Genomic DNA, 22553 nt, shown 5'->3' on the forward strand with positions numbered 1-22553 from the left:
CACCGTAACGTTAACCGGGCATCGATCAAAATGTGGGATCTGGCGGCATGACCAGATTTTCCCGTGATTATCGTCGCCACCGATTTCCGGCGCAGGTGATTGCCCGTGCCGTTTGGCTCTATTTCCGGTTTCCGCTCAGCCTGCGGATGGTCGAGGATATGCCGGCAGCTCGTGGCGTCATCGTCTCTCGCCAGAGACCGTGCGACTTTGGGCTGAAAAATTTGGCAGACACTTTGCCAAATGATATCCGGAAGTGATCGGCCGGCAAGCTCGGCGACACATGGCATCTCGATGAAGTTGCCATCACCATCGGTGGAAAGAAACACTGGCTTTGGCGCGCCGTTGATCAGGACGGGTTTGTTCTCGACGTGTCGGTGCAAAGCCGTCGCAATGTCAAGGCGGCAAAGCGCTTGATGCGAAAGCTTCTGAAGGCCAAGGCCGTTCGCCGCGTGTGATGATCACCGACAAGCTTCGATCCTACGGTGCGGCGAAGCGGGAGATCATGCCAAGCGTCGAGCATCGCTCGCACAGGGCCCGAACAATCGGGCGGAGAACTCTCATCAACCCGGCCCGCGGCGGGAGAGGATCATGAAGCGCTTCAAGTCAGCGCGACATCTTCAGCCTTTCGTTTCCGTACACGACCCGATCGCCAACCTGTTTAACGTTCCCCGCCACGATTGTCGCTTTTACTTCCCGATTTCAAACGTCGAAATGTCATGTGTTGTTTAGGTTTAGACGCTACGAAGGGCACGATTCTTCGCTAACGATTTCACTGCTGCTCAATTTTGCCAAACCTATTGCACAACCGAAAACCGGCTACCGCCGCGTCATACTCCGATGAAGCATGGTTGGCCGCACGCAACTGCGTAACGGCAGCCGGTTCCTGTACGAGTACGACCTCAACTTCCCTTGGGAGCACGAGGTCCGGCTAGAGCAGCGCCGGCCTGTCAAACCCGGAGCTCACTATCCGGCGTGTACGGGCGGCGACGGCAACTGTCCGCCTGAGGATTGTGGTGGACCGGAAGCCTGGATGTGGCAGAGGGACGAGGCGCTCGGGCCTGACCTCCATGAGGATCTCGCCACAGCATTGCAATTCATCACGGAAATCGGCGACACCCGGTCCCTTGCGGTCCTCGATGATCCGGACCGCGCTTGGGAATTACAGGAATTGCTGTTTCGGATCAAAGGCCGAGCTACACTTGTATGGGGCGATGATTGTCAAGCCAGCTCCTACTTCATTTCGACCATCTCCTAGTTCGGCCGATTGGCGACCATCTCCTCGTCCCGACCTATTTCGCTCTGGCTGCCGCGCGCAGTGACGGTCAAGGCTGGGGCCGCAGGCCCGATCGCGCAGCTACCGGGATTGACCACCGGCTACGGCCCCAGCCACCAGGCGACGGAAGACATCGCGATTTTCCGCGGCATGCCGAACCTGACGATCATCGATCCATGCGACGCGCTCGACATCGAACAGGCCACGGAGGCGATCGCGGACTACAAGGGGCCGGTCTACATGCGGCTGTTGCGGGGCAAGGTCCCCGTCGTGCTCGACGAATATGATTACACATTCCAGATCGGCAAGGCGCGGCTGCTGCGCGACGGTGCGGATGTGCTGTTCATTTCCAGCGGGCTGATGACCATGCGCGTGCTGGAGGCCGCGAAGGCGCTTGAAGCGAACCGCATCGACTGCGCGGTGCTGCACGTGCCGACCATCAAGCCGCTCGATACGGACGCAATCCTTGCCGCCGCGCGCCGGGCTGGACGGATGGTGGTCGTTGCGGAGAACCACACGATGATCGGCGGGTTGGGCGAAGGTGTCGCTGGCCTGCTGATGCGCGAGGGCGTGACCCCTGTCTTCCGCCAGATCGCACTGCCCGACGAATTTCTCGACGCCGGCGCGCTACCGACACTTCACGACCGCTACGGGATCTCAACATCAGAGATCGTGCACCGCGTACGCAAGTGGGTGAAATAGATACGAGGTCCTGACGCGTAACCAGGCTTGGGGTCTGACCCTATGGTGCCAATGTGCCCCTGAAACGCGGTTTCTAGCGTGAAGGCGATCCGCGGCATGGTCAGCGCCGGGAATGCTCCCTGACGCGTCGCTCCTGCGACGCTTTCTCCGGCAAGCGATCGCGCGTCAGCCAGGCGAGCATGGCTCGTGAAGCAACGCTCCCCTCGCGCATCCCGGTCTTGTACTCCCTTCGCATGTTCTTGGCGAGCTCGACCAATCGCAAGACAGCACGCTATGGACGGGGCCGCCCCCGCTGTAGTTCGGCGATGACAGATCGACCAAAACGTCGAGCGCGCAGGGCAGCCGAGGCAGCACTGAAGTTCCACACTGCCCTTTATGCGACTTTCTAAGCACATAACGCGAACATCGAGCCCGAAAGCACCGTCTTTGCTCTCTGCCCCAGAAGTCATTCGCGTATCGAAGGATCAGTATTGCGGCACTGTCGGGCCATGTGGAAGTCGGCTTTCGGCTCAGCAGCAAGAAGCCGCCATTCGTCTGACGACCCTATCGGAGTCATCACCCATTTGCGATTCCCCACCAGACTTTCGATGCCAGAACATGACAGGCCACATCGCGGAAGAAGTCGACTAATGGGCTAAGCGCGGCGGGTACCGTTGACCCTACGATTATTCTGATTTAGAACAAATAAAGAACATCACTGATAGGACTTGACGCGCCAATTGGCTGGAGAGCCAATGATGGTTTGTGCTTGATCATTGTTAGCGTGGTTTTTCCAGCAACAAGGTTCTGCCAATTGACGAATCGTAGCACCGAGCCGATACCGGAGCGAAGACGGGGGGCGACGGACATTGGCTGACCTAAATTGGGAAAAGTTGCTCAATGCGCAACGGCGCAAGGATAAGGCCAAGGGCAAGGCCGCCGAGCGCTCCGCCAAAACCGCCGAACACCGGACCGAGCTGGAGCGCGATCATGACCGCATTCTGTTCTCGACACCTGTTCGACGCATGCAGGACAAAACGCAGGTTTTTCCACTGGACCCCCATGACAGCGTGCGGACGCGCCTGACCCATAGCCATGAAGTAGCTAACATGGCACGCAGCTTCGGTACCGCGCTGGTCCACGTCTATCCCGACAAGTTGAATTTGCCCGAAGCCGTAAATGCCGGGCGTAATGTCCCTGCCCTGCTAGAAGCGATCGGGCTGGCCCACGACCTGGGCAATCCGCCCTTTGGTCACCAAGGTGAGGATGCGATCCAATCTTGGGTGAAGTCCAAGGGACCAGAGATCTTTGAAGGGCTGGATGGTGCCGCATTGCGCGAAGATTTCCTTCGGTTCGAAGGAAACGCTCAAGCATTCAGGCTGCTAACCCGGCTGCAGATCGTCAACGATGACTTCGGACTCAACATGAGCTACGCGTTCCTCGCGGCTCTAATGAAATACCCCAGTCCTTCAGATAAGGTGAACAAGTCGGTGCTGGCTCGCAAGAAGTTCAACTTCTTCCAGTCAGAAGCCAACATCGCCAGGGAAGTCTGGGCTGAAACCGGGCTTGCTGAAGGTATTCGGCACCCGCTTACCTTCGTCATGGAAGCCTGTGACGACATCGCCTACTCCGTCGTCGATGTTGAAGATGCCGCGAAGAAGGGGCTCATCAATTTCGACCGTCTCGTCGGCTACCTGACGCACAAGGCAGAGGAGGACGAGGCCGTTCTCAAGGTAGTCGAGAAGGCCAAGGAGCAGCACCAAGAATTCCGTGAGAAATCCCTGTCGGCGGCAGAGCTTGACGACATCACAATGCAGATGTTTCGGGTCAACGCGATTGGTGTGATGATCGTCGCAGCGACAGATGCGTTCGTGACAAACCTGGACGCAATTATGGCCGGCACGTTCGACAAGGAACTGATGGCAGTGTCCAAAGCGGCACGCCTATGGCGTTTGCTCAAGGAATTCGCCGGCAAGCACATCTACCCGCACCGCCAGGTGCTTGAGGTTGAACTGACGGGCCATCAGACGATTCACGGACTCATGGACATCTTCTGGGCAGCCATCACCAACCGGAAAGATCCGCTGGATATCGCCTCGAAGCGAACATCGCCCCTTCACAGCTATGTCTATTCCCGAATTTCGGAGAATTACCGCCGCGTCGCTGAGGCTTCGGACAACCGCATGCCTATCCGCTATCGTGAACTGCAGCTGATGACGGACATGGTGTCGGGCATGACGGACGGCTTCGCGATCTCGCTGCTGAAAGATCTGCGGGCACGGGGCGCGGCATGACCACATCGCAGCATATGCTGGACCACGGTCTCAGCTCGGACATTGCCGACTTCATCCGAGGGCCGCAAGGGCACGATATCGGCGATCTTATCGACCGTCTGAGTCCGGTCGGGGATTGTGCGATCTTCGGCGGCCTGCCACGCGATTTCGCCCGCGACGGCCGCAATTCCTTCAGGTCGGATGTCGATGTCGTGGTTGACGCCGTCCCTGGAGCATTGGCGGCGCTGCTCGGGCAATTGGGCGGTGAGCGTAATCGGTTCGGCGGGTATCGCTTGAAGTATGGCCGCTTCGACTTTGACGTCTGGGCCTTGCAGACGACATGGGCGGCCAGCAATGACTACGTCGCGGTCCACTCGCTGACTGACCTAGTCAAAACCACGTTCTTCGATTGTGATGCAGTCCTGTTCCACTGCCGCACGCTGGAGATCACCCGGTCCGAGCGATTCTGGGCGAGCATCGAGCATGGCATCGTCGATATCAATCTCGAGGCCAACCCCCACTACATCGGCACGCTTGCGCGCACCTTGCGCATCCTGTTCGATTGGCGGCAGCAGCTCACGCCTCGGCTTGCCAACTACCTGGCAGAGGGTATTGCGCGTAGCCGCAACGAGATCCTGGACTATGCCACGCATAACGGTCTTGGCCTAGCGTCTGGAGCGGACCTCGATGCCGCGATTTCGGCGCTCTACGAGCACGGTGTCGGAAAGACCCTCCTCGAGTGCAAGTCGGTATCGACCGCGCGTCTACCGACCCGGGCGTTGGCGAGCCACCCCGAGGGTCCGGTACGCAGGCGAGGACGGCCGGCTTTCGTGATTCCAGATACTAACCCTTGAAGTTGGTCTTGAAAGAAGTCGAACCACAACCCTGCAGTCACAGCCTCGGCTCCGGGCCGAAGAGCTTGAAGATTCGGCGTTTTCTCCGCGATGGTCGAAGACGATCTCTTGCTTCGCGATGCCCAACTGTCTGTCTGAGACCGCAAAGAGAGCAAACGGAAGCTGGGAAGCGATCAGGCCGGTGCTCGGCGCAGTGCCGCTGGCAAGCTCCGGCACTCGACAATCTGGTCACCAAGAAGGTCTGCAATCCAACCATGGTGTCGCTCCGGGATTGCCATCCGTGCATCCTTCAGGCCGCTTATCACGGCCTTTGCGAGACGTTCGTTTCCGAGCGCTAAAAGGACGCGATCAAGTCGCAAAAGGTCCACCGTGGCGAGCAGCTGGAGAGTTGGAAAGCGATGAGTGGCGATGCGAATTGCTTTGCGTTCATCAATGATTGCCAATCCCTGAGACGATACGGCGAGGGCCAATGTCGCCGCCTCACCGTCATCCAGAGTCGTCTCCGCGGTGCCACTGACCAGGCTTTCAAATATCGCCCCGCTCTTTTCGTCAAACTCAGCAAACTGCAGCAATTCATCCTGTACCAGCCGTTGAGCGAGGTCGGCGTCATTGCGCCCGCTAATCCGATCATGGATGAGCTCATCTCTCACGACCGTACTTGCACTCAGCTTGACATTCAGTGACCGAATGATCTCATGCGCAGCGCCAGTGGCATTGAGATTAATAATGACGCTGGTGTCAGCAACTAGGTTCGGTGGAAGATCACCGGAGAATTGAGGTCGCCGCATTGGCCCCACTTTCCTCGGCATCAATATCACTTAGCAAAACGCGCACCTGGATCCGGTCGATATGAAGGAGCCGTGCAATTTGCCCCTCACTAAGGAGCCCCCGCTTTGCCGCCTCATATGCCATCAGGCCTGTCTTCAGCGACACTGGTCTGGCCGCGTCGTCTTTCAGGCTATCACTCCTCGAAACGTCACCTAACACTTGCTGTGCTTGCTCATCCGTAATGTTTCCGTTCTGAACGAACCAATCCCAAGTTCCTCTTTTCGTAAGTTGGAGCTCTTCAAGGCGCCGGACAAGCGCTTCGCGCGAAACATGGAAATAGTGGGCAAGAACGATCACGTGCCGGCGAGTGAGGCTCGTAGCACCCGCCGTAACTTCAGCAAATTTCTGCCGAACAGCCTGCGCCGGCGTCAAGAAGCTCCTTGCGAAGGCATTGGCATATTTTTCCTCGCGCGAACTCTCCAGTTCGTCGATCTCATAGACCTCTGCGTCTCCGCGCGTAGCTACTAAATGACCAAGCTCATGTGCGGCCGTCTGAGTGCGCCGATCGATTGGATGGTTCGCATTTAAAAGTATGCAGGCACCCACCTTTTCATCATAGGCGAACAAGCCGGAGATTTTCGCCGCTAGGCGTCGAGCGTAAACACGGACACCCATCTGCAGCTCGAGCAGAGTGACTATATCTGCGATCGGCGCAAGCCCAAGACCGAGCCAATGGCGAAGTTCCAAAGCGTGTTGTTCTGCCTGTTGGCGAACGTCGCCAACAAGGATGCGTCTTTCAGGCGGCAGGTTGCGCGCATATTCGACACCGAGCAGAGCCTCAAGCTCAACCTCAGCCCTTACGAGTTGCGCCAAAAGGTCGGCGGCTTTCGCAACCGATGGCTCTTCGTTTTCGGTCAGCTTCCTAAATCTTGGCGTTAGCTCGACGTGGACCGCTTCCTTGCGGAGCAACGCGTTGGTGTTCGTGTCTAGGAACCCTGCCAGCCTCTGCAGCTCCCCGATCTTTGCGCGCCGCGTACCCTTTTCCATCGCAACTAGGGTAGTGCGTGCCACACCGATTGCCTCTGCAGCCTCTGCCTGGGTTTTGCCCGCACTTTCACGCGCGATCCGAATTCTCTCACCTACTTCCACTAGTGAGAGCTGATTATTGGCCTCACTCATCGCTGTCAGGCCAACCACCGAGCGACGAACGATTTGGGTCCGAGATCTTTCATGAATGCCTTCCATTCAAGTTCATGCCGTTCAAGCAGGCCCAAGAGCTGGCCTTCCGCATCCGCATGCGACATGTCCAGTACTTCGGACAATTGCCACGCGTGACGGCTCATGCGTTTCCGATAGGCGGGTGAAGAGCCCAAATCAGCCAAATGATCAAGGTGCAGTGCGCCGGCGATGGCATACTGCTCCATTGCCCCCGTTATTTTGTTAAAATCCTTGGCAGCTCCCCGAGCAAACTTGGGGACTGACAAGTCCTCCCAGATGTAATTCTCTTTTGGCTCGTCAACACCGGCCGCATGAAAGCTGAGCCTGCGAAGCATACAGGCAGCGCAGATGCCGCAGTGGCGCCACTTGTGATCTACGGAGGAATTACGGTTTTGCTGCCAGCACGATCGCGTCTCGATCCACTCCTTCGGCTCGATGGGAAGAGCCGCGAACTCGCGAAGCGTCTCGCCCTTCGTTTTCCACAAGTGCGGAAGCCGATAGGCGACACTGTAGTCAAAAAGCGCAGCGAACAAACGCTCCATCTTAGTGAGAAAGCGTGGGTGGTTTCTGTAGTCCTCGTAGCCATGACTGGTTTGTACCAGCGAAGGCCCGAGCGCGCCCTGACCGCTTTCCGGCATGACGATGTCATGAGTTCCGAGCAGATAGGCTGCGATCGCGCTCAAAAGAGTAAATTTGAAGCCGCGGCTCCGAGCGGAGGACTCGTTGAAGCCGTCTGGTCCAGGTTTGACCCTGAAGGGAATGTTCAGGAATGGAAGCTTTCGAGCGTCGCGACAGGGGCGATCATCTTTTTTCGAGCCCACCCTGATACGGATCAACCGATCCGGGCGCCCTCCTGCCGAAAGCAAAGCGCTCACCGCCCGCGAATCCAAACCATCGCTGAACGGCGTCACTATGCGCGTGGCATCACCAAATTCCAGACGACTCTGCTGACCGACGTCTTCCTCGGGCGCCCGCTGGCGCTGGTAGAAAGAGAGGCTCCACTCATCGCCAGTTAGAAATTTCAAAACGGAAACGAGCGCCGCGATGACCTCGGGTTCTTGCCAGCGAGCCAAATCATGGACAGGGACAGCTAAATCGAACTTCCGCATCCAGCCCCATGCCGAGCGCTTGCACGTCTTGTCGCAATATTCAACTGCAGCGCTCAGGACCAAAGTGTCGAAGATACGAGTGTCCCAATTCTTCGTACGGTAGTCGTCCAAATCCTTCATGTTGAAAATGATGAATTTGCCAATCTCGACCGGTTGCCAACTTTCCTTGGCTTTCCCGCCGGCCTCAATAACGGCAACCTTGAGTGCGGGGCATTCCCCTTGAAGAACCTTCATAGGGAAACCCCATCGTCAAGACCGTTGCGCGCGGCGGGAGTTCTCGTGATGGCGACCGTGCTGTCACCGAAAAGCGAACGAGCGATACGGGCGAACGAGCCGTTCTCGTTCATTCTAGCGCTGACTTCGCCCATGCGATTGCGGATAGTGCGGCTTGCGCCTGGCCCGCGCTCGACGAGGTAGTGCTCCTCAGTAGTTCGCGCGTTCGCATGCAGACGCTCGCTCAAGGCCGTGACAATCCCGTCCTGGACCGCATCACGTCCTTGCAAGCCTTGCTGGACGGCCATTTGGGTGCACTCGATCGCGTTTGCGGCCAGTGGATGCACCGTCGGATCATCGCGCAGCTCCTGCAGCTGACGCTGCAATTCATCCGGCTGCCTGCTGAAAAGATCGCCACCGTCAACAATGTCAATCAGCTGCCTGATCACACCGCGCACTTCCATATTGGCGTCCTGAACTAGCGCGGATTCGGTCGCTTCGCAGACCTCGGAGATAGAAAATGCCGGCTTGTACGCCCATTCAGCGACACGCCGATATTTAGGACGCAGTGGCAGGCTTTTATGCGGACCGTCACTCACTAGAATCTCCCCAATGTCAGTGATGTTGATATTTTTTTCTGACATTGTCAATGTGCGGCGATGTGTATTAATCAGCGATGACCGCTAGAGGTGGATTTGTCACGATACCCGCGCCACACATCACGCGGGTAAGCCGGCAGTCTCTCTGGAAGCTCGCCATGACCGACCAGACGCCCGCAACGAAAAGCTTTCGGCGCCCTATACTGTGCCGCGGACGCAAGCAGACCGGCCTCACGCAGGGCGCGCTGGGCAGCAAAATCGATCTGCGCCTGCCGCGCCGCAAGGGCAGTGAAAGGACATCGAGGACCTTTCTGATGTCTCGGAGTGCGCACCTAAACAACATAGCGCTCCTCCCATCCTTTCGCGAATGCAGAGCGGCTCTTGCGACAGCCAGAAGACAAGCCGCCTCCATACGATCTGGACAATTCGGACGATCCGGACTATGTCTATGTCATTTAGAAATGGAGGCCGCCATGGTCGCAACAGTTCGAAAATCTGGAACAGGCGTGCACGTTAATGTGAGTAGCGCGGCCGTCGCCGACATTCTTGACGTGTTAGCACGGCACAATCCAGGAATCTCCCGATCGGCGCTAAAGGGCAAGAGCAAAATGGTAGCTGCGGTCACTGCGGCAGCCGTCCGGCTTTCGGAGGAGAACCAGCGTCAGATTCTGGTCCATGAAAAGGATCTTGCCCAGGCAATGGAAACAGTGGTCGCGGATCTCGCTGGTCGAGGCGACAGCAGACTGATTAAGCTCGACATTGAAAGGCCTGTTGAGGTCAGCCACGGCGCGGGACTCGGCAACGTAGTAGATCTTGAGGAAGGTCGGCGAAGGGTCGCGGAATATGTAACAGCGGTTCGCCTTGAAGACTGGGCCGGGCCGGTTGCAGGGCCGAGCGATATTGAGAAGGCCTTTGGAACAAGAAGATCCACACTCCATGATTGGCAGAAACGGGGAGCCGTCATCGGCTTGCTGAAAGGTGAACGAAAGCATGTCTTTCCCTTGGCACAGTTTGTGGACGGCCGGCCGGTCAAGGGGATGTCTGAAGTCACCAGCATCATCCGTAATTCTCGCGCGGCCTGGCAATGGCTTATTCAGCCGAAGCCCAGCATCGGGGGCGCTCCCCTCGACCTTCTCAAGGCTGGACGGGTGAACGAGGTTGTTGCGGCCGCCGAACGTGACTTCAGCTGATCGTGAAGCTTGATCCCAAGACAGTCGCGGACCTCGCTCTCGAATTTCAGCCGCGTTCATACCTACGCGTGATGCGCGCCGCGCATATGGCGACGCCGCTGGGGATGGGTTTTGGACACACACGCTTCTCAAGTCCGGATTGGACGTTTCAACTCGTCTACATCGCCCGCGACCTTGCAACGGCAATTGCCGAGACCATCGTCCGGGACAGGTTCGAGGGCAGGACGAAGCGTGTCCTTGATCAAAGCGAGATCGAAGAGTGGGCCGTAGCGGAGATTACGGCGACTTCTCCGCTTACGGTACTCGATCTGCGGACCACGGGCCTCCTCAGGTTGGGAGTCAGCACTGACGCCGCTCGAGCCAAGAAGCACCGGCAGGGGCGACAACTCAGCGCGGCGATTCATGGCGCCTTCGCGATTGACGGCCTGCTCTATGCATCCCGTCTCACGTCCGCCGAGTGTGTGGCCGTTTACGATAGAGCCATTGAGGGAAAGCTGGACGCGTCGCCAGCAATAAATCTCGTGCGGCACCCAGACCTGATAGCAGCTCTGCAGTCTATTGGCCTCTCCCTTCGGGGAGGTGCCTGACGATGGCCGGGAACGTTACGTCGGTGAATTTCTCGGGACGTTTCAAGAAGCTGAACGGAACCGTCGCACTGACCGCAACGCATGCGGACATTATCCGGTCACTGCTGACGGTGGGGTATCCGAGCCGAAGGGCGGCCGTGCGCGTCGTGGGTAGGTGGAGGGAACGAATGCTGGTCGCGATGGCGACTGGCTATCTCGACAATGCGCTAAACACGACGCTTTACTTCCGCAATCTCGAGCAGTCGGAGAAGGTCGGTGTTTCCTTCCTGCTCGGCGAGGCATTCACCCACTGGTACGCGCAGGACAGGATGAAGATTGAATATCTCGTCCATGTGGGTGGGCTGTCGAGTTGCTCGTGGACTTCACCGGCTACTCCGCTTGCCCCGAAGACGGGCGCGTCCCCGCCAGCCGCAAAGAGCCGTCCCGATTTCATCGGCATACGCCGCACCGAGAGTCATGTCTTCGAAAGCAAGGGCCGGATTCGGCGGCCGACGGCAAGTGCTGTGAGCAAGGCGCTCGTGCAAGTGTCCGCCCTTCATTCGGTCAATGGCAAGGCGCCAAAGACCCGGTGTGCAAGTTTCTTCATGCTCAGGAGCGCTGGTACCGAGGGGTTCGTGTCCGACCCTCCCGGTAATGGAGAAGGCAGCGCTGTCAACTTCGATGTGCTAGATGCGCTTGCCAAGGCATACTCCTTCTTCCTGGACGAACCTACGACGGATCTGCAGGCAGAAGTTGTTGACGGATATGTTGGTCGCGAAATTGAAGACGGTGTTTACTTCGGCCTTGACCAGAAAGTCTTTGCTGCCATCCTAGAACGCCCCGACAGTGAGCAAGAACGCAGCCGTCGGACAGCTGAGATCTTCGAAATTATAGCCGGCAGGTTGCAATCGTACGAGGGTCGGAAAGAGCGGAACGTTTCGCCTGGTCCGGACGGAACCATACTCATCGACCGTCGATCGCGCCCCCGCAGCAGACAGCGGATAAATGCAAAATAGCAATTGCAAGGCTGGGCCCGAGTCGCCCTAACTGCATGGAGAACGGTCGATGATGCCATCTTACCCTGTCGGAATTGGTTGTTACTCTCCTTGCCTTACAATTTGATAAACACGCTTTCTGGACAGTTCGATCTGTTCGACCTTGATTCCGGCTATAGGAAAACACCGCGACGCGTTGCTCCGGCTCGGCCTGCGCGGAAACAGCCTAATGTTGCACCGGAGGCTGAGGATGGTCTGATGTGACGAACTTCGGTTTCTGCGCGGGGACATCTATCGTTGGCCCGAAGCGGAGCCGCTCACGCGAGGGCTTTCAGCAGCTGATCGCTTCAAAGCAGCGTAGTTTGCAGGTGCTGACCTGCCAGTCGTTACAAATCATCTTTGCTTTAATTTGAACGGTGGGCCACTACTGCGGCATATTCTTGGTGCTCGCATATATGGGGGAAGAAGAGGGATGGCTGACGAGGATGTGGCGCCGCGGCGCCAATTCCAGATTGTCCGCAACGGCGATTCGACACCTGCCAACATAGATTGGTCCCAAGGAGTCGAGACAGTTCAAAAGGGCATCGCCGATGCCCTGAACGCGCGCAACGTTGCGTTCCTGTTGGGCGCTGGCTGCTCCTCGTTGCGTGTCGACGGAGAGGAGCGAGGCATCTCAACCATGCAGCCCCTCGCTGAGATATTTTGCAACACTACCACCCAAGCGTTGGCAGCCGCACAGCAGGCTGCGGAAGACGAGGATCTGTTGGGCGAAGGCAGCGCCGACGTGCCCCCTGTAGAGCCGCCTGACTGGCTTCTAACCAAAGAAGAAGTAGCCATTCTCCAAGAGGCGGGCGTCGAACTGGAAGATGAGTACGCTCGCAACCTTGAGCGCTTGATGGAGGTATTGCACAGTCTTCGTTTCGTCTCCCAACGCAGCGCGAAATCATCCCATTGGGCGCGAGCCAAGGAGCTGACGGAGGTAATCAACAAGGTCCAGGCATTCCTCTGGGAACGGTGCACTGACGGTGCTTTCGCGAAGGGAGATACAGCTGTCCGCGACCTCTATGAGAAGTTCTACCGAAAATTAGTGTTGCGCGACCGAAGCCTACCCCGGCCATGGGTGTTCACTACGAATTATGATCTGTTCAATGAAACGGCGATGGACCGCCTCGGCATTCCCTATGCCAACGGTTTCTCCGGCATCATAGAGCGCCGTTTCAATCCCTCCACATTTCGCTACGCCTTGGCTGAGCAGCTCGATCTTTCAAACCGCAAATGGTCGGCGGTCGATGCGTTTGTCTACCTGTGCAAGTTACACGGATCGATCAGCTGGACAGAAGACGATCACGGCCTGTTCCCAATCCGTGAGAAGTGGCCGGCCGACGGCAGCGCCAAGATGATGATCTTTCCCACGCCCGCAAAGCAGAACTCGAGTCTAGGGTCACCATATGCCGACCTTTTTCGCGAATTCCAGTCGCGCATCGTCCGCGAGCAAAGCGTGCTTGTGACTTCGGGCTACGGGTTCGGCGATGAGCACCTGAACAACATCATTTACCAGGCGCTGACAATACCGACCTTTCGGTTGATTATCTTTGCATCACCGGACGCACCCGGAGAGATTGCCAAACTGCGCGCCCTTGGTGATCCGCGGATCTGGATAATCGGTGGCGACGGTCCGGAGCCGGGTACAAGGGCACATTATTTCGACACGATGGTCGATCGGTTCATGCCTCAGCGGCCAAGCGAGCGTATCGACGACGCCGTTCGCAAGGTGATGAAGGAATTGGCTCCGGACAAGGGCGATACCGAATGAGTCACGACGATCGCAAACGGGCGGTAGGCAAGGTCACGTCAGTGGCAGCAGACAGGTTCGTGGTCGAGATGCACGCGGGAACCGACAACTTCACGGTCGTGGGCTTTGACGACGTGCACTACGTCGCACGTTTGGGCTCGTTCCTGATGATACCGACTCACGCCGAATATGTTGTCGCTGAGGTTGTGGGGCTGCGCGAACGTGATGTTGCTGCATCCTCGAGAGGCGACCTCGACAAAGCAGGATCGGCGAAATTCCTCGATGTCGTGCCCGTCGGCATGTTGCCTGCTTCGGGCGATGGAAAATTCCGGTTCGGTGTCTCGGTCTTCCCTTCGCTCTACGCGGACGCATTGTATGCCCTCGACAGCGAACTCGACCGGATATTTGAGACGAAAACCGAGGTTGAGGCCGGCATCGGACCTGACGGGCAAATCTGTGTGCCGGCGAAAGCCACCCGCTTTCGTGTTTTAAGCATCGGTCAGTCCGTGGTGTTCGAGGACTATGCGGTGAAGGTCCGCCTCGACGATTTCTTCGGTGGTCACGTCGCAGTGCTTGGCAACACGGGAAGCGGAAAGTCGTGCACAGTCGCTTCGATTCTTCAGGCGCTTTTTGAAAAACCGGACGAACATCATGCCCGGGGCGCCACGTTCGTGGTGTTCGACGTCAACGGCGAGTATCGGCAGGCGCTAGAACCACTGGCAAAGCCAGGCGGTATTGGGATCGACCGGGTCGTACTCGATGGCACAGCCACTGGCTTCCGCTTGCCCCATTGGTTCTTGGATCTTTCAGAGTGGGAACTGCTGCTCCAGGCCAGCGAACGCACGCAGGTACCCATACTGCGCATGGCGCTTGGCCTTTCAACGATGTTCTCAGAAGCTGGTGCCAACGATCTCGGCGGCGTGAAGAACCACATCCTTGCCAAATGTATCACGCAGATCGTGCGCGACGATTCCAGTAGTCCGTCCAAGCATGACCGGATAGTTGGCATCCTCCAGCGATTCAACACTGGTGAAATCAATCTGCAATCCATCCAACCTTTCATTGCAATTAGCTACGGTCAGCTGGCTGATGCCCAAGGTTTAGACGACTTTCTCGTCGGCGAGAATGCCTTTGTTATCGACGAGTTGAAGCTGCCGGATTACGAAAACATCCCTTTCGATTTCCGCTCACTAGGAGAGGCAATGGATCTCGCCATCCTTTACGAGGAGGCACACGGCAACCGCCAGATACGTGACTACTGCTCGCAGATGGTCACCCGCCTGAAATCGCTTGAGGAGCGTCGGGAGTATGAATTTCTGCGCCACTCACTGCCAGTCGGGGGGCAAGCCGGTGAAGGTCAGAGCGAATTCCTAGCCCGAATCCTCGGGCTGACCGCGAAGGGCAGTGGCCTGACTAAGACCAGTCAGGTCGTGATCGTCGATATGAACGCCGTATCGGATGACGTCGTCGAGCTTTTCTGCTCGGTTCTCGCACGCATGACGTTTAGGCTGCTGCGGCAAGCCGATCCGCGTAACCGTTTCCCAGTTCACTTGCTGCTTGAAGAGGCTCATCGCTATATTGCCTCCACACCCTCCCGTTATGCGTTGGACGCAGCGAAGGTTTTTGAGCGGATAGCCAAGGAGGGTCGCAAGTACGGTATGTTCCTCATGGTAGCATCACAGAGGCCAAGTGAGCTTTCAAAAACCGTGTTGTCTCAGTGCTCCAACTTTGTCGTTCACCGCATTCAGAACCCAGACGACCTGTCGCAAATCCGTCAGATGACTCCATTTATTTCCGACGCGGTTCTCAAACGGTTGCCATCCCTCCCCAAGCAGCACGCGTTGGTGTTCGGAACATCCGTGAATTTGCCGACGACGTTCCGCGTCAGGGACGCGTCTCCCCGGCCATCCAGCGACGACACCAAAATAGTTGATCTCTGGTTCCACGAGGAAGGTCGCCGAGCGAACATCCGACTCGCCCCGCTCGTACCCGATCCGGATGACGTATTCTCAGATCTAGTGTGACACTAGCCGAATACTGAGGAGCTCTATGTCTTTGGCCAGCCTTTCGTTTTCAAGAAGATCATTCCATCGAATGCGCCGAGTTTTGCCGCGGCTTCGGTAGCATAGCGCCTTCGAGACTCCACGGATCGGCCGGATGAGCGCTCCAGGATCCGGCCGCCCCAACTGTCCGATCCTTTTCGGTATATGGAAATGTTCAGCCCGTCGGTATTCAAATAGCTGTTGCCAGCGTGCGAGACGCGCCACTTGCGCAGGAGCCAATTGCGTCGGCGGTGAGCAGCACTGCGGAGCGCACGTTCGCGCATTCGCGGTGCCTCGTAGTCCTGCTCCATCTTCTCCGCACAGACACATCCCACGCCGAGCATTTCGGCATGGTCAGGATGAGTCATATAATGGACGTATCTGATCTCTTGGGTTTCGCACATTTCGCAGATCTCAGACGGTTCATCGAGATCCTCGACATTGACGCAGGTCCAGCCCTTATGCGGAATTCCCGATCGCGACCACTTCCCAGTCATCGATCCCCTCCCCCTCCGACAAACCTATTCCTCTATCTCGACGCCGACGTCCTGCTGGCTGCCGGAAAAGTCTGGCATGATGTCACCAGCCAGCAGCTTCTCCTTCGACAGCAGTCCGGCATCCTCGAGCGCCTCGAAATCCGGCAGGTCGCGCAGCGTGTCGAGCCCGAACTCCAGCAGGAATTCTTTTGTCGTCACATAGGTGTAGGGCGCGCCCGGCGTTGGGCTGCGCGGACCGGAAGCGATCAGGCCGGCACCGCGCAGATGACCAATAAAATCGCGACTGATCTCCTTGCCGAAGAAAGACGACAGTTCGGCGCGGGTGATCGGCTGGAAGTAGCCGATGCACATCAGACCAAAACCTCCGACTGCGTAAGGTCGGCCGTCTTTCCACTTCCACCTACAGCAGCGCGGATGGCGTCTGCATAGGCAGGCCGGGTCAAATGTTTCCAGCCGCCGGCGACCGAAACCAGATCATAGGGTCGACCGCGCAGCTCCTCGCGGATGTCGTCGATGAGGAGATCAATGCTGCAGCTTTTTCCGACGATCCGGGCGAGCATTTCGCGGTTGACTGGCTCGCTGGCCGCAAAAATCGCTGCCTCGACGCGATGCATCCATTCGCGCCAGCGGGCCTCCGGCGGCAGGTGATCCAGTTCCCGGTCAAACAGCTGATCAGCTGATCGACGGTCATCTGACCGGCTCCCCCCTCGCCTGCGCGCTGCCTCCGCCATGATCGTCACAGCCCGTAGATGCGGAACGTGGGACGACCGGACAGCTCGCGCACGGCACCGAGCTCGACCAGCCGGTCGAACAGGCGGCGCAATCCGCGGTCGCTCATTCCAGCGATGTTTTCTGAGGCAATGATCGCGTCGTCGGACAAGAGCTTTTCGACGACAGCACCCGCCGCCTTGGCTCTGAGTTTCGGGGCAACGGCAAGCAGCCGGTCCGCACGGCGCTCGAGTTCGGCGAAAAGATCAATGGCGCGCAGCGCAGCGCGCGCTTGCGCGGCCTGCAGACTTTTGGTCCCGCCCTCCGTTTCGGCACCCGCTGCTAGAACGGCAGTCACTGGTCGACGCGGCCGGCTCGTACCCACAACTAAGGTAGCCTCGCCGCCCAACAAAGGGACTGCATGTGTCCAACCTAGCCGCTGCGCGAGCAAGACATCGGCAAGCCAAGCTCCGAGAACGCGCCCGAAGCCGTAACGCTCCGCAGCCGCGAATGCTCCGACCAGCGTTTCGACCGTCCCAGCGTTGGCGGCAAGCTGTCGGAGATCGTCCGTCAGATCGCTGACCACCTCGTCACCGCGCGTGAGACCGAGATCTTCCAGCACCGCGGCGAGGTTTTTCTCCGTCAGCAGATCGTCCGCTGGGCGAGATGCCAGCCGCCGCCAAGCAAGAAGGAAAAGGCCGGCGGGACCGACATTGTCGCCCGGTCGTGTGAGCAACACGGCGTCGCGCACCGCGCTTTCATCCTCGACGCGGCCGGCCTGCTTTGCAGTTGCCGCGGCCGCCGAAATTGCCAGCCGCTGCCGCCAGGCGCCGGCCCACCGCTCCTGCCGGCGGACCACAGCATCGAGCGCGCCGATGGCGGCGCCGGCGGCGAACGCGACGTCGTCAACATCTTTTCCCGCAAGGCCTTGCGCATCCGGGACGGACCGGCGCAGCCAGGTCGGGACGGGGACCGGTGGAGTAACGGCTGCCGCGCCAAGAAGCGTGCCGGGGTGGCGCGAGAGAGATTTGGGGCGCAGAATCATTGCAAGCAGGATGAATCATGACGGCGCTTTTAGCAACGAAAATAGGCAAAAAGCGCTGCACCTGTCGGAAGCGCAAAACGAATGATAATGTTGCATTATCAGTTGCTTAACTCTACTCTTCCACTCGCAACAAGTTAGCTGGATAACATCACTCTTCGGGCACACCCGGACCACGGTTCGGTGCAGCCACTCACGTCAATCCGGACAGTCCCGTCTTCTCGTCGCGACTATCCCGGTACCCGGAGTTGGTCACGGCGACCTGCTTCCGAGCCACCTTTCGAATAGGCCGAGCTCGGATCACCAGCTCTAAAGCTCCACGTGATTGCCTATTCGATAAACCCTCCGTCAAGATTGCAGCGGCTAGAAGCCGCCGCAGCCAAACGGTCACAGCGCCCGCCCAATCGAACCTGAAATCATACCGGCAGGCGGACTTGCACGGGGGCTGTCAGTGGAGCAGGCGCGTGAAAGAGCACATGAAATAGGTGTATCGCCAATATTTTCGTATTGCTCTAATCGATTATAGTTGTGAAGCGCAATTTCAGCCCGTTTACTTGCCGCTCAAGTCACGCATAAAAGAAGGTAGCACCGATTCGGTAGCTTATCCCCTGTCTTTTGCGTACTCGCGGCCCGTGGCGCCGAGTGGACGATTGAAGATCGCCGGTCTCACTAGCAGGTGGGCACAAGCGCCTGGGGCCGGTTGGCAAGCCACAGGAGTAGGACAAATGTCGAAGGATTCGGGTAAGGGCGATCACGGCGGCAAGATCGAGATCACGGTGGTGGTGAACGGCCAGCCCACGCAGGTCGAAGCCAATCCCAACCAGCCGCTTCACGTCGTTCGTGCCAAAGCCCTTGAGAACACGCAGAACGTCGCCCAGCCGGCCGAGAATTGGGAATTCAAGGATGAGGCCGGCAACCTGCTCGACGTTGACAAAAAAGTTGGCGATTTCGGTTTCGCGAACATTGTGACCCTGTTCCTCAGCCTGAAGGCGGGTGTAGCAGGTGCCTGAAATCCAGACTGTGGACCCTGCGGTCTCGCGAGCGAAATTCGATCGGCAGATCGGCTGGTTCCAAACACAAGCGGGCGCTTACCGGGCTCAGGGTTGTTTCCTGATCGAGGCGAGATTCCCTACTGCCTTCTTCATCTTCGCACCGCCCAAGATAAGGCCACAGATAATCGGTGCAGCTGTCGAGATCGACTTCTCCAATTACGACCTCCGACCTCCGTCGGTAGTCTTCGTCGACCCCTTTACCCGCCGGCCGGTTGCCCGCAAGGATTTACTGCTAAGTATGCTCAGACGACCGCATCTACCCGGAACCCCACCGGATATGATTTCGGTCCTCATGCAGCAGAAAGCTCTGTCGCTAGCGGACTTCCTCCAGGCCAACAGTGCGGAACATACGCCATTCCTGTGCATGGCAGGCGTCCGGGAATACCACGACAATCCAGCCCATTCAGGTGACTCATGGCTTCTCCACCGGGGTTCTGGCGAAGGCTGTTTGGCCTTTATCCTGGACAAGATCATCAAGTACGGGACCGGCCCCGTGGAGCAGATACAGTATCAGTTCCAAATCTCAGTGGGAGCGATGGTAGTACCCCCATCCGCCATCCCGGAATGAGCGTTTTGATGGATGTAACGACCGTGACGCTCCCGCGCCACTGCATCTCGACTGTGCATGCGCATCTGCGCTCGGTTGGTCGCGAAGGCAATGAGGGGATGGCGCTCTGGGTCGGCGTTCAGCAAGACCAGCATTTTGCCGTAACAGAGACCGTGCTCCCGGCGCAGCGTCACATTCGGACGGGCGATGGTGTTTGCGTGATGGTTCCGGCCGAGGAACTGCACCGGCTTAATGTCTGGCTCTACAATAGCGGCCTGAAACTCTTGGCCCAGATCCATAGCCATCCGGGCCGAGCCTACCATTCGACGACCGACGATGCTTATGCGGTTGCTACCACGGTTGGGTGTCTGTCGCTGGTAGTGCCGAATTTCGCCCGCGAGCCTTTCGATTTTGCTCGAGTCGCCGCCTATCGGCTCGACGGAAAAGCCAACTGGAATGCGCTCCCTTCCGCGGCACTGTCGCGAATGATCACAATAACGAGTTGAACAATGGCACTCGCTAACTTCATCGACCGCGCCGCCACGGCGGCATCTCAGGTCCTAGCCGATTTTCATCTGGAGGACTTTAAAGCAGCTCTTGAAAAGCAGGTCGTGGCCGTCGCCTTTGACGATCAAGCCGCTTCCTGCGCCGAAGGCCAGGCGACACTAGATCTTGCGGTGAGGTTGCTCGCCAGGCTCTATCCAGTTCTGGCGATACTCCCGCTGGGCAGCGCGGCAAGCTTTCAAGCCCAAGCGCTGGAGCGCTTGGCAAAGTCGATAAATCCAAAAGTTGGCATCCGGCGTTCCGGCAAGTCTGCCACCATCTGCGTAGTTGCAGGGGTGACGCGCCCACCACTCCGGTGCCCGACCTTTTTCATGGGATCGGACGGTTGGGCGGCAAAGCTGTCGCGTACGGACCCGGTGGGCTCCGGCTCGAGTTTGCTGCCCTATGGAGCTGGCGCCGCCAGTTGCTTCGGCGCCGCCAACGTCTTTCGAACCATCTTCGCCGCCCAGCTGACCCGCGCCGAGTTAGACGAAACCATCGACCTCTCGTTATACAGCTACGACAAGACCAAAGCCGGCGAGGCAGGCCCGATCGACATACCTGTCGACCTTGGCGAAACGCACCTCGTTGGGCTCGGTGCGATAGGCCATGGCTCGCTTTGGGCGCTAGCGAGACAACCCGGTCTCACGGGTCGTCTGCATGTAATCGATCACGAAGCAATCGAACTCTCAAACCTGCAGCGCTACGTATTGGCCGGCCAGGCGGAGATTGGCATGTCCAAGGCGGTTCTTGCAGCCACCGCCCTTAGATCGACGGCCATTGGGGTCGAGGCGCACCCGCTGACGTGGGCAGAATATGTTGCGCGCCACGGCGACTGGGTCTTCGACCGAGTGGGTGTGGCGCTTGACACCGCCGCCGACCGTCTGGCGGTCCAAGGTGCTCTGCCCCGATGGATCGCGAATGCCTGGACGCAGGAGCACGACCTCGGCATCTCGCGGCACGGGTTCGATGACGGCCAAGCTTGCCTTTGTTGCATGTACCTGCCGTCCGGGAAATCCAAGGACGAGCACCAGCTGATTGCCGAGGAACTCGGAATACCGGAAGCACACGAGCAGGTGAAAACGCTCCTGCAGACCAATGCCGGAGTTCCCAACGACTTTGTAGTTCGGGTGGCTACAGCGATGGCTGTGCCGTTTGAACCGCTAGCCCCGTTTGTTGGCCAGCCCCTGCGTTCCTTTTATCAGCAGGCTATCTGCGGCGGTCTGGTGTTCCAGCTCAGTGATGGAAGTCGCCGCGTTCGAACCGTGGTTCCGATGGCCTTCCAGTCAGCGCTTGCCGGGATTATGCTTGCCGCCGAGCTCGTCAAACACAGCGCGGGTTTTCCCGTGGGCCCGACGACGAGCACTCGGGTGAATCTTCTGCGCCCACTTAGCTCCCGCTTGCACGATCCGAAGGCCAAGGATTCCAGCGGCCGCTGCATCTGTAGCGATGACGATTTCATTGCCGCTTACAGGCGCAAATACGCAAATACGGCAAGCGCGTTGAACAGCTAGGCGATGTCTCCGCCCCCTAAGCAGACGCGGATATCTAGATCCCAGGGCCGGCGGCTTGTGCTCGTGACGAGGGCGAACTACACGCTGGGCCCGCTCCTCTGCCGACCTATCGTCCATGATATCCCCTCCCCGCTCACGATCCCGGACACCTTCTTGCCGATGTGCCGCTCGAGCACCGGCCGCCATGGTACCAGCGTGAATTCGCGACTTTTCAACGACGGCATATTTTCCGCTGGCGAGCTCGACGGACCGGCGTAGCGTACCCTCTACTCGTTCTCCAGACCGGGCTTCGACACAAGGCAGTCCAAGTTCCTCCGACAGCTGCCCGGCAACACGGTTCAGCTCGCGCTGGCAACATCGCAAGCATGTTGGCGCGGTAGACGGACCGATTCTGCTCTTCATGCGCGAGGCCTTGCGCGATCAGCCACTGCCGCCGGCGGACTTGCGCTTCCCGTACCTCACCGCCAAAGCCGGAGTTGCGCAAGGCCTCCGGTCGGTCGGCAACGAGCGGCTGGTCAATCCAGGTGGCGCCGTCAAAGCTGACCTGTCGCTCCAGCGAATCCGCAGCGTGATGCGCCTCTTTGCGGATCGACGAACACCCCGCCATCATGACTCGGGTAGCGTGCCGCCCCTTCAACCTGCGTCGCGTGCCGAGAGAAATCCCCCGCGTAACCAAGCAACGAGTTCGATGGTGTTAGCAAAAATCTTCTTGCATCCTGCAATAATCATGGGATTGTCGCCGGAGGGTAGCAATGTGCGATCATCGGTCTTGAGACCAAGGCACACCTTGTTGAGCGCCCGACCGTAGCCAATTTCAAATGCCACGCCTTCATCAATCGTGCGACCGTCCAGTACAGCAACGATATAATTGCACCTCCTAATCGCATTGATGTCCGCCTCAAACACCAATTGCCTCGCAGCCTCCAATGGCATCCCTCCATCGACTAGATCGCGCATGAGCTTTCCGTCGCGTTGAGGAAGAAAAACGTGCGCCATAGGCTCAAGAAGGCTTGTCAGCCGCTCATTGAAGCTGCGCTCAATGTCATTGAACAGTGGCGCTGCCAGATAGATACGCAT

General features: G+C 58.3%; 19 protein-coding genes and 4 pseudogenes. 14 read left to right on the forward strand and 9 right to left on the reverse strand.

Annotated elements, in window-relative coordinates:
• Positions 1 to 47 precede the first annotated feature (47 nt).
• From JG746_RS31370 to JG746_RS31390, 5 genes and pseudogenes are all read left to right on the forward strand, one after another.
• Positions 48 to 672, forward strand: a pseudogene (locus tag JG746_RS31370) (IS6 family transposase); the annotation flags it as partial.
• A gap of 172 nt (positions 673 to 844) precedes the next feature.
• Complete coding sequence (locus tag JG746_RS31375; RefSeq protein ID WP_202323984.1) at positions 845 to 1255, forward strand: IS1096 element passenger TnpR family protein; 411 nt, start codon at positions 845 to 847, stop codon at positions 1253 to 1255.
• 90 nt (positions 1256 to 1345) lie between these two features.
• Positions 1346 to 1975: pseudogene (locus JG746_RS31380) on the forward strand (transketolase family protein); the annotation flags it as partial.
• 848 nt (positions 1976 to 2823) lie between these two features.
• The gene (gene dgt / locus JG746_RS31385) at positions 2824 to 4248 is read left to right on the forward strand and encodes a dGTP triphosphohydrolase (protein WP_202323985.1); all 1425 of its coding nucleotides are present in this window, start codon (positions 2824 to 2826) and stop codon (positions 4246 to 4248) included.
• Positions 4245 to 5081, forward strand: a complete 837-nt coding sequence (locus tag JG746_RS31390; RefSeq protein WP_202323986.1) for a hypothetical protein — start codon at positions 4245 to 4247, stop codon at positions 5079 to 5081. Before dgt ends, JG746_RS31390 begins: the two co-directional genes overlap by 4 nt.
• Before the next feature lie 173 nt (positions 5082 to 5254).
• On the opposite strand, the gene JG746_RS31395 is transcribed toward JG746_RS31390, so the two are convergent.
• From JG746_RS31395 to JG746_RS31410, 4 genes are read right to left on the reverse strand one after another with little or no spacing between them, the layout of a single operon-like run.
• Positions 5255 to 5869, reverse strand: a complete 615-nt coding sequence (locus tag JG746_RS31395) for a hypothetical protein (RefSeq protein WP_202323987.1) — start codon at positions 5867 to 5869, stop codon at positions 5255 to 5257.
• On the reverse strand, positions 5844 to 7094 hold the full coding sequence (locus JG746_RS31400; RefSeq protein ID WP_342215816.1) for a helix-turn-helix domain-containing protein: 1251 nt from the start codon (positions 7092 to 7094) through the stop codon (positions 5844 to 5846). Before JG746_RS31400 ends, JG746_RS31395 begins: the two co-directional genes overlap by 26 nt.
• Positions 7034 to 8410, reverse strand: coding sequence for a 7-cyano-7-deazaguanine synthase (locus tag JG746_RS31405; protein ID WP_202323989.1), 1377 nt, complete (start codon positions 8408 to 8410; stop codon positions 7034 to 7036). The genes JG746_RS31400 and JG746_RS31405 overlap by 61 nt, the downstream gene beginning before the upstream one ends.
• Positions 8407 to 9033, reverse strand: coding sequence for a hypothetical protein (locus JG746_RS31410; RefSeq protein ID WP_244730572.1), 627 nt, complete (start codon positions 9031 to 9033; stop codon positions 8407 to 8409). The genes JG746_RS31405 and JG746_RS31410 overlap by 4 nt, the downstream gene beginning before the upstream one ends.
• A gap of 428 nt (positions 9034 to 9461) precedes the next feature.
• Here JG746_RS31410 and JG746_RS31415 point away from each other — a divergent pair, with 428 nt between their 5' ends.
• From JG746_RS31415 to JG746_RS31435, 5 genes are all read left to right on the forward strand, one after another.
• A complete protein-coding gene (locus tag JG746_RS31415) occupies positions 9462 to 10178 on the forward strand; it encodes an antitoxin Xre/MbcA/ParS-like domain-containing protein (protein ID WP_202323990.1) in 717 nt (238 codons plus the stop codon).
• Positions 10179 to 10180: 2 nt separating this feature from the next.
• On the forward strand, positions 10181 to 10765 hold the full coding sequence (locus JG746_RS31420; RefSeq protein WP_202323991.1) for an RES family NAD+ phosphorylase: 585 nt from the start codon (positions 10181 to 10183) through the stop codon (positions 10763 to 10765).
• A 2-nt stretch (positions 10766 to 10767) separates the two neighbouring features.
• A complete protein-coding gene (locus JG746_RS31425; protein ID WP_202323992.1) occupies positions 10768 to 11760 on the forward strand; it encodes a hypothetical protein in 993 nt (330 codons plus the stop codon).
• Positions 11761 to 12211: 451 nt separating this feature from the next.
• Positions 12212 to 13552: an SIR2 family protein gene (locus JG746_RS31430; RefSeq protein WP_202323993.1), complete on the forward strand. Its 1341-nt coding sequence runs from the start codon at positions 12212 to 12214 to the stop codon at positions 13550 to 13552.
• On the forward strand, positions 13549 to 15555 hold the full coding sequence (locus JG746_RS31435; RefSeq protein ID WP_202323994.1) for an ATP-binding protein: 2007 nt from the start codon (positions 13549 to 13551) through the stop codon (positions 15553 to 15555). Before JG746_RS31430 ends, JG746_RS31435 begins: the two co-directional genes overlap by 4 nt.
• A 23-nt stretch (positions 15556 to 15578) precedes the next feature.
• Here the strand turns inward: JG746_RS31435 and JG746_RS31440 are convergent, their stop codons facing one another.
• The 3 genes and pseudogenes from JG746_RS31440 to JG746_RS31450 all read right to left on the reverse strand — a co-directional run bounded on the left by JG746_RS31440 (position 15579) and on the right by JG746_RS31450 (position 17823).
• Complete coding sequence (locus JG746_RS31440; RefSeq protein WP_202323995.1) at positions 15579 to 16070, reverse strand: hypothetical protein; 492 nt, start codon at positions 16068 to 16070, stop codon at positions 15579 to 15581.
• A gap of 24 nt (positions 16071 to 16094) precedes the next feature.
• Positions 16095 to 16801 (reverse strand): annotated as a pseudogene (gene scpB / locus JG746_RS31445) (SMC-Scp complex subunit ScpB).
• 5 nt (positions 16802 to 16806) lie between these two features.
• Positions 16807 to 17823, reverse strand: coding sequence for a DUF1403 family protein (locus JG746_RS31450; protein ID WP_202323996.1), 1017 nt, complete (start codon positions 17821 to 17823; stop codon positions 16807 to 16809).
• Between the two features lie 722 nt (positions 17824 to 18545).
• On the opposite strand from JG746_RS31450, the gene JG746_RS31455 reads away from it, so the two are divergent.
• From JG746_RS31455 to JG746_RS31470, 4 genes are read left to right on the forward strand one after another with little or no spacing between them, the layout of a single operon-like run.
• Positions 18546 to 18830: a DUF2604 domain-containing protein gene (locus JG746_RS31455; RefSeq protein WP_044549170.1), complete on the forward strand. Its 285-nt coding sequence runs from the start codon at positions 18546 to 18548 to the stop codon at positions 18828 to 18830.
• The gene (locus JG746_RS31460) at positions 18823 to 19440 is read left to right on the forward strand and encodes a putative metal-binding protein (RefSeq protein WP_010913845.1); all 618 of its coding nucleotides are present in this window, start codon (positions 18823 to 18825) and stop codon (positions 19438 to 19440) included. The genes JG746_RS31455 and JG746_RS31460 overlap by 8 nt, the downstream gene beginning before the upstream one ends.
• Positions 19441 to 19448: 8 nt before the next feature.
• Positions 19449 to 19925: a Mov34/MPN/PAD-1 family protein gene (locus JG746_RS31465; RefSeq protein ID WP_244420607.1), complete on the forward strand. Its 477-nt coding sequence runs from the start codon at positions 19449 to 19451 to the stop codon at positions 19923 to 19925.
• Positions 19926 to 19928: 3 nt separating this feature from the next.
• Entirely contained in the window at positions 19929 to 21476 is a 1548-nt protein-coding gene (locus JG746_RS31470; protein WP_202324007.1) for an E2 ligase fold family C protein, read from the forward strand.
• Between the two features lie 77 nt (positions 21477 to 21553).
• On the opposite strand, the pseudogene JG746_RS37880 reads toward JG746_RS31470, so the two are convergent.
• Both JG746_RS37880 and JG746_RS31480 read right to left on the reverse strand, forming a co-directional pair.
• A pseudogene (locus tag JG746_RS37880) lies at positions 21554 to 22086 on the reverse strand (DUF3363 domain-containing protein).
• 23 nt (positions 22087 to 22109) lie between these two features.
• Positions 22110 to 22553: a nucleoside 2-deoxyribosyltransferase gene (locus JG746_RS31480; RefSeq protein WP_202324009.1), complete on the reverse strand. Its 444-nt coding sequence runs from the start codon at positions 22551 to 22553 to the stop codon at positions 22110 to 22112.

Origin of the sequence: Mesorhizobium sp. 113-3-3 (assembly GCF_016756495.1) — a bacterium.
Taxonomy (GTDB): Bacteria; Pseudomonadota; Alphaproteobacteria; order Rhizobiales; family Rhizobiaceae; genus Mesorhizobium.

What these genes read in the sequence shown, in the direction of transcription:
- JG746_RS31375 (WP_202323984.1), top strand. Translation starts at nt 845, where the DNA reads ATGGTTGGCCGCACGCAACTGCGTAACGGCAGCCGGTTCCTGTACGAG.
- JG746_RS31390 (WP_202323986.1), top strand. Translation starts at nt 4,245, where the DNA reads ATGACCACATCGCAGCATATGCTGGACCACGGTCTCAGCTCGGACATT.
- JG746_RS31395 (WP_202323987.1), bottom strand. Translation starts at nt 5,869, where the DNA reads ATGCGGCGACCTCAATTCTCCGGTGATCTTCCACCGAACCTAGTTGCT.
- JG746_RS31400 (WP_342215816.1), bottom strand. Translation starts at nt 7,094, where the DNA reads ATGGAAGGCATTCATGAAAGATCTCGGACCCAAATCGTTCGTCGCTCG.
- JG746_RS31405 (WP_202323989.1), bottom strand. Translation starts at nt 8,410, where the DNA reads ATGAAGGTTCTTCAAGGGGAATGCCCCGCACTCAAGGTTGCCGTTATT.
- JG746_RS31410 (WP_244730572.1), bottom strand. Translation starts at nt 9,033, where the DNA reads ATGTCAGAAAAAAATATCAACATCACTGACATTGGGGAGATTCTAGTG.
- JG746_RS31415 (WP_202323990.1), top strand. Translation starts at nt 9,462, where the DNA reads ATGGTCGCAACAGTTCGAAAATCTGGAACAGGCGTGCACGTTAATGTG.
- JG746_RS31425 (WP_202323992.1), top strand. Translation starts at nt 10,768, where the DNA reads ATGGCCGGGAACGTTACGTCGGTGAATTTCTCGGGACGTTTCAAGAAG.
- JG746_RS31430 (WP_202323993.1), top strand. Translation starts at nt 12,212, where the DNA reads ATGGCTGACGAGGATGTGGCGCCGCGGCGCCAATTCCAGATTGTCCGC.
- JG746_RS31435 (WP_202323994.1), top strand. Translation starts at nt 13,549, where the DNA reads ATGAGTCACGACGATCGCAAACGGGCGGTAGGCAAGGTCACGTCAGTG.
- JG746_RS31440 (WP_202323995.1), bottom strand. Translation starts at nt 16,070, where the DNA reads ATGACTGGGAAGTGGTCGCGATCGGGAATTCCGCATAAGGGCTGGACC.
- JG746_RS31450 (WP_202323996.1), bottom strand. Translation starts at nt 17,823, where the DNA reads ATGATTCTGCGCCCCAAATCTCTCTCGCGCCACCCCGGCACGCTTCTT.
- JG746_RS31455 (WP_044549170.1), top strand. Translation starts at nt 18,546, where the DNA reads ATGTCGAAGGATTCGGGTAAGGGCGATCACGGCGGCAAGATCGAGATC.
- JG746_RS31465 (WP_244420607.1), top strand. Translation starts at nt 19,449, where the DNA reads ATGGATGTAACGACCGTGACGCTCCCGCGCCACTGCATCTCGACTGTG.
- JG746_RS31470 (WP_202324007.1), top strand. Translation starts at nt 19,929, where the DNA reads ATGGCACTCGCTAACTTCATCGACCGCGCCGCCACGGCGGCATCTCAG.
- JG746_RS31480 (WP_202324009.1), bottom strand. Translation starts at nt 22,553, where the DNA reads ATGCGTATCTATCTGGCAGCGCCACTGTTCAATGACATTGAGCGCAGC.